The sequence below is a fragment of the Streptomyces sp. Ru73 genome (assembly GCF_002920575.1).
Lineage (GTDB): Bacteria > Actinomycetota > Actinomycetes > Streptomycetales > Streptomycetaceae > Streptomyces.
Genome location: NZ_PQSQ01000176.1, coordinates 1 through 6,090, shown reverse-complemented (window position 1 = coordinate 6,090; position 6,090 = coordinate 1). Strand labels below are relative to the sequence as shown.

Genomic DNA, 6,090 nt, shown 5'->3' with positions numbered 1-6,090 from the left:
ATGCCTGCACCACGCGTCCGGCCATCAGCACCCCGAAGCCGGGCGCGAGGCCGCTGACGAGGGTGCCCACGCTGAACAGCGTCAGCGAGGCGAGGAAGACCTGGCGGGCGGTGAACCGTTCCAGCAGGAAGCCGGTGATCGGGATGATCACGGCCATGGTCAGCAGGAAGCCGCTGGTCAGCCACTGCACGGTGGTGGTGGCGATCCCCAGGTCCACGGTGAGGTCGCGCAGCGCCACGCTCAGGATCGTCTCGTTCAGGATCATCACGAAGGCCGAGACGACCAGGACGGCGATCAGCACGGGGGCGCGCACGGGCGCACCGGTAGGGGGAGACTCCACGCCCCCGGCGCTCGCGGATTCGGTCATGGTCGGGCACACCTCACTGGAATTCGGTCGGACACGGGCGCTGGCCCGGCGGCATGCGACGGACCTCTGGTCCGCCGGGAGTTCGGTCGTCTGCGGCGCCGGGGCCGGTGCGCGGCGTCTCCGCCGCGGCCGACGAGCCGCTCTCGCGCACCGCGGCCGGGCGCGCCCCACCGGAACGCTCCCGCCGCCCTCGTCTTCCGTCCCCCGAACGTCACCTGTGCGGTGCCTGCGGCTCCCCTGCCCCCGAGTACGTCATCGTCCGGTCAGTCTATTGAACGCCGGTGAGCGCTTCACACCGAATTCGTCCGGGGTCCGGCCGCCGCCGGGCCGGCAGCGCGGCGAAGGGCCGTACGGGCGCGGGCAGTCACGGCACGGGTCTTGTGCCGCTGTGACCACCCTCACTAGCCTTCCCCCAACTTTCGCTGTGAGGGGGACAAAGATGTACTCAGCTCATGGAAAGTCTGCCGGTCGCCGTCGATTCCTCCAGGGCGCGGCCGCGGCCGCCGCCGCACTGGCCGTCGGGACGCACGCCTCGCCCGCGTTCGCCGCGCCGTCCGCACCAGCCGTACCGGCCACCGGCCGCCGCGTGCCTCCCGGGCACATCGGCTTCCAGCTCTACTCGGTCCGCGACATGCTCGCCGCCGACCCCGAGGGCACCCTCGCGATGGTCGCCGACGCGGGATACGCGGAGATCGAGCCCGCGTACACCTACGGCGGGCGCACCGCCGCGCAGTTCCGCCGGATCGCCGAGCGCAACGGGCTGCGGGTCATCGGCAGCCACCACGCGCCGGACGACTTCCGGGGCGCCAAGGCACAGCAGACGTTCGACAACGCGCTGACGCTCGGGCAGCAGTACGTCGGCGTGTCGTACATGGACGGCCCGCAGACCGCCGAGGGCTACCGCGCCATGGCCCGCGAGATGAACCAGTGGGGCAGGGCGGCCGGAGCGCGCGGACTGCGCTGGTACGCGCACCTGCACGACAACGAGTTCCACCAGGACCCGAAGACCGGTCAGACGTTGTTCGACGTGTGGCTGGAGGAGACCGATCCCGATCTGGTGTGGTTCGAGATGGACCTCTACTGGATCCTTCGTGCGGGCGCCGACCCGGCCCCCTATCTGCGGTCGTACGAGGAACGCTTCCCGATGCTGCACATCAAGGACGGCGTGCCGCGCGAGGGCGTCGAGACGGACCTGGGCGAGGGCTCGGTCGACTTCGCCGGCATCCTGGCGCACCTGCGCCGCCTGCCCCGGCACCACTACGTCATCGAGCGGGACCAGCAGCCCGACCCGGTCCGCACCGCGCACGTCTCCTACGACTACTTCCGCGCCCTGCGCGTGCCCCTGCCGCGCGGATAGCGGGGTGCGTACGGCATCGACGCCGTGCGCCCTGCGTCCGGGGAGGCGCCTTCCACCGGACGCAGGGCGCGCCGTCAGCAGACCTTGCGGCGGGTCAGCAGCGCTTCGAGCTGGCCGCCTGCGCGGACACCGGGTCACCGGCCCTGCGCACCGAGCCGACGGCCGCCGTGCAGTCGTTCACGGTGGCGGTGGCGTCGGACCAGAATTCCTGCTGGGTGCTGTTCTTCCAGGTGCGCGTGCCGAGCACCTCGTCCTGGGAGTAGCTGTAGACCGCCGCGCTCACGTCGTAGTCGCCGGCGGTTTTCCGGAAGGAATCCCACACCCAGACGTAGCCGTAGTTCTGCTTGCATTTCGGGGAGTAGAACTGCTTGACGGAAGCGATCTGCACGCCTTCCCGGGTGATGTACCCGGTGTTCCCGATCGCGTAGGCGTCGCTGCACACACCGGCCGCCTGCGCCCGCGTGCTCGCGGGATTGCCGGCGGCCGAGGGGGCGGTGGACTTGGTCATGGCCTGCTTCGACGGTGCGGGCGCCGGGCCGCTCCCGGCCATCGCGGAGCCGGCCGGCACAAGGGCGAAAGCACAGGTCAGCCCGACGAGGGCGCGCTTGGCATATCTCACGACGGAATTCCTCCTTGGGATTCACGCAGGGCATGCGGATTTTCCGGAGAACCCGCGCGGCACATCCGACACGGATACGGAACGGCGCCGTCCAGCGGAATTCCCCGATTACCTCAAGAGACCAGCGGCCCGGGGAAAAGGTTGCACGATTTCCCCCCTTCCGGTTCTGCACGTGACACACACAAACAGAAGGCTGAATTCCATGGAACATTCTTGCGCCGCGGCCACTCCACGGCCCGGGTCAGGGCCGGCGGCCGAGCGCGGACCGGTCCGCCCGGCGGCCCGCCGCTTCCTCGCCCTCCTCACCGCCGTCGCCCTGCTGCTCACCGGCCTGCTGGCCGCGCCGTCCGCGCTGGCCGCGCCCGCCGACGGCGGACCCCCGGCCGTACGGGCCGACGACGGCGCGTACCTCACCGCGGCGGAACGCGTCGACGACCGCATCCTCGATCTCACCGTCCACTCCCCCGCGCTCGGCCGCGAGGCACACGCCCGGGTGCTGCTGCCCGCCGGGTACGACCGCGACCACCGCCGGTGGCCCGTGCTGTACCTGCTGCACGGCTGCTGCGACAGCACGCCCGGCTGGCGCGCCTGGACCGACCACACCGACGTCGTACGAGCGACCGCCAGGACCCGGGCCCTGATCGTCCTTCCCGAGGGCGGCCCGATGGGCTTCTACAGCGACTGGTGGAACCACGGAGCGGGCGGCGCGCCCGCCTGGGAGACCTTCCACCTCACCGAGCTGCGCCAGCTGGTGGAACGCGCCCTGCGCGGGAACGGCCGGCGCGCCGTCGCCGGGCTGTCGATGGGCGGGTTCGGCGCCCTCTCCTACGCCGGGCGCCATCCGGGCATGTTCCGGTCGGCCGCCTCGTTCAGCGGTGTCGTCGACACCGGCGCCGATCCCCAACGGCTGCTCGACGTCGTCGCCGGATACACCGACGACCCCACGGCCCTGTGGGGCGACCCGCGCGCCCAGGCCGGCATCTGGCGGGCGCACAACCCGTACGACCTGGTGGACCGGCTCCCGCGCGGTTTCCCGGTGTTCATTGCCACGGGCAACGGCACGCCGGGGCCGCTGGACCCGCCCGGCACCCGGCCGGACACGCTGGAGGAGTGGCTGGGCGGCATGTCGGAGCGGTACGCCGCCCGGGCCCGCGCCCACGGCCTGCGGGTCACCGCCGACCTCTACGGGCCCGGCACCCACACCTGGCCGTACTGGGAACGCGAACTCCACCGCGCCCTGCCGATGCTGACGGCGTCGATCGGCGCGGCTCAGCCGCCGTCCTCCCGCTCCGGTGCGGACGCGGGCACGCCGGGGTCGAGGGGCGGTGCGGACACGCCGCAGTGATAGGCGCACTGGGGCCGGCAGTGCCGCTCCCCGCCGGCCGGTGCCCCGGCCTCCTCGCGCGGCCGCATCTCCCCGGCGCCGGCCGCGCCCTCCTCCCCGGCACCGGCCGGCGCCTCCCGGCCCGCGACGCCCTCGGCCCGTGCCGCCTTCTCCGCCGTACCGGGCTCCGGCGCCGCGGACCGCACCGTGCACCAGGCGAGGACCGCGCCGACGATGAGCAGGGCCGCGCAGAGGAGGAGGGAGCGCCGGTAGCCGGCGGCGAACGCGCCGGCCGAGCGGTAGGCCTCCGGTCCCATGCCGGCGAGGAGGGGCAGGGCCGCCACCGCGAGCAGGCCGGCCGCGCGGGCTGCCGCGTTGTTCACGCCGCTGGCCAGTCCGGCGTGTGCGACGTCGACGGAGGCCAGCACGGTGGCGGTGAGCGGCGCGACCAGCAGCACCATTCCGCAGCCCAGGACCGTCACGGCGGGCAGCACGGCGGTGCCGTACGGAGCGTCCGTGCCCGCCCGCGTCATCAGCAGCATGCCCGCGGCGCACAGCAGCGGCCCGAGGGTGAGCGGGAGGCGCGGGCCGATGCGCTGGGCCAGCTCGCCGGAGCGGGCCGAGAGCAGCAGCATCAGCACGGTGGTGGGCAGCAGCGCGGTGCCGGCGGCGAGCGCCGAGTACCCCGCGGCCACCTGGAGGAAGACCACGGTGAGGAAGAAGAAGCCGCCGAAGGCCGCGTAGACGCAGACGGTCACCGCGTTGACGGCGGTGAACTGCCGCAGCCCGAAGAGCCACGGCGGCAGCATGGGGTCGGGGTGCCGCCGCTCGACCGCGAGGAAGGCGGCCGCGAGCAGCACGCCCGCGGCTCCGGCGAGCAGCACGTCGGGCGCTGCACCCCGGGCGGGCGCCGCGATCAGCGCGTAGGTCACCCCGGCCAGCGCCAGCGCGCCGAGGGCCGCGCCCGGGACGTCGAAGCGGCCGTGCGTGGTGGGGTCGCGGGTCTCGGGGACGTGCCGGGCGGCGAGGGGTACGCAGACCAGCGCCAGCGGGACGTTGAGGAAGAACACCCAGCGCCAGCCGGGGCCGTCCACCAGCCAGCCGCCGAGGAACGGGCCGACAGCGGTGGCCACGCCGCCCAGCCCGGACCACGCGCCGACCGCGCGGGACCGCTCGTCGGGATGGAAGACGGCCTGGATGAGGGCGAGCGAGCCGGGCGTGAGCAGCGCCCCGCCGATGCCCTGCAGGGCCCGGGCGGTGAGGAGTACGGCCGCGTTGGGGGCCAGGCCGCACAGCAGTGAGGCGGCGGCGAACCACACCATGCCGATGAGGAAGATCCGCCGTCGCCCGTAGCGGTCGCCGAGCGCGCCGCCGAGCAGCAGCAGCGCGGCCAGCGTGAGCAGATAGGCGTTGACCGTCCACTGCAGGGCGGCCAGCGAGGTGTTGAGGTCGGTGCCGATGCGGGGCAGGGCGACGTTGACGACGGTACTGTCCAGCATCGCCATGCCCGAGCCGATGACGGCGGTGACCAGGACCCAGCGGCCCTGGGCCGTGGCCATCCGTACGGTGCCGGGTGCGGTGAGGTCGGTCATAGGCCGAGCATGCACCCTCGGGGCGGACGCGTTACCGAAGCGCGGTGGCGTTGGCGGGTGAACCGACTCCGCCGGTCAGGTGGAGCGGCTTGACGGTCACGAGGCTGTCCCAGCGCCCGGTGGTGCGGCAGTCCCCGGCGAGCTCCGTGAGGTTCCAGAGTTCGCCCAGGGGCAGGCCCAGCTTGGCGATCAGTTCCTGGTGCATCATGCCGTCGTCCTCGGGCGCGCTGTCGCGGAAGTCGCTGCCGGGCAGTACGGGCAGGACTTCGACGGCGAAGGTGTCGGTGGCCATCAGCGCGATGCGGTGGTCCCAGCACCAGGCGGCGAACGCGCGGCTCTGCGCGAAGCCGGTGGCGCGGCGCCGTTCGCGGGTCTCGGCGCGCTGCTCGGGAGTGGCGGTGAGGTACCACTCCGCCCACCCGGTGTGCACCATGACGAGGTCGCCCGGTTCGACGCGGCAAGACTGTGCGGCGAGCGCCTCGTCGAGCAGGCCGGTGGTGAGGGCGGGTCCTTCGGCGTGCGCGAGGGGTGTGCCGCGGTCGCGGAGCAGCCCGTCGATGTCGATGAGCAGGCCGCGCCCGGCCAGCGGTACTTCGGCCCACACCTGGACGCCGAGCCGGGGGTTCCCGGGGACGATCTCGTGGTCGGGTACGCCGTTGTAGAAGCCGTGTCCCGAGGCGCGGCGGTGGCGGAGTCCGTCGACCTGGGTGCCGGCCTGGAGGTGGAAGCCGTCCAGGACGTCGTCGCGTGCCTGGTCGTGCTTGGCGGTGATGCGGTGCAGCGGCAGGCCGCGTGCCTTGGCCATGGGCGGGTCAAGGCGTCCAGGGGGTG

5 protein-coding genes and 1 pseudogene are annotated in these 6,090 nt (G+C 73.4%); 2 read left to right on the top strand and 4 right to left on the bottom strand.

Features of this window, described 5'->3' with window-relative positions; genetic code table 11:
* Positions 1 to 367, bottom strand: a 367-nt coding sequence (locus tag C3486_RS35930; protein WP_146075133.1) for an MFS transporter, incomplete at its 3' end; no start/stop codon positions are given.
* Between the two features lie 586 nt (positions 368 to 953).
* Here C3486_RS35930 and C3486_RS37620 point away from each other — a divergent pair.
* Positions 954 to 1,724, top strand: a complete 771-nt coding sequence (locus C3486_RS37620; RefSeq protein WP_181138811.1) for a sugar phosphate isomerase/epimerase — start codon at positions 954 to 956, stop codon at positions 1,722 to 1,724.
* A 94-nt stretch (positions 1,725 to 1,818) separates the two neighbouring features.
* On the opposite strand, the gene C3486_RS35920 is transcribed toward C3486_RS37620, so the two are convergent.
* Entirely contained in the window at positions 1,819 to 2,343 is a 525-nt protein-coding gene (locus C3486_RS35920) for a hypothetical protein (RefSeq protein ID WP_181138810.1), read from the bottom strand.
* On the opposite strand from C3486_RS35920, the pseudogene C3486_RS35915 reads away from it, so the two are divergent.
* Positions 2,231 to 3,526: pseudogene (locus tag C3486_RS35915) on the top strand (alpha/beta hydrolase); the annotation flags it as partial. The gene C3486_RS35920 and the pseudogene C3486_RS35915 sit on opposite strands and share 113 nt — an antisense overlap.
* An 86-nt stretch (positions 3,527 to 3,612) precedes the next feature.
* Here C3486_RS35915 and C3486_RS35910 read toward each other — a convergent pair.
* Both C3486_RS35910 and C3486_RS35905 read right to left on the bottom strand, forming a co-directional pair.
* Complete coding sequence (locus C3486_RS35910; RefSeq protein WP_103837051.1) at positions 3,613 to 5,259, bottom strand: MFS transporter; 1,647 nt, start codon at positions 5,257 to 5,259, stop codon at positions 3,613 to 3,615.
* 31 nt (positions 5,260 to 5,290) lie between these two features.
* A partial coding sequence (locus C3486_RS35905) for a cyclase family protein (RefSeq protein WP_103837054.1) occupies positions 5,291 to 6,090 on the bottom strand: 800 nt, incomplete at its 5' end.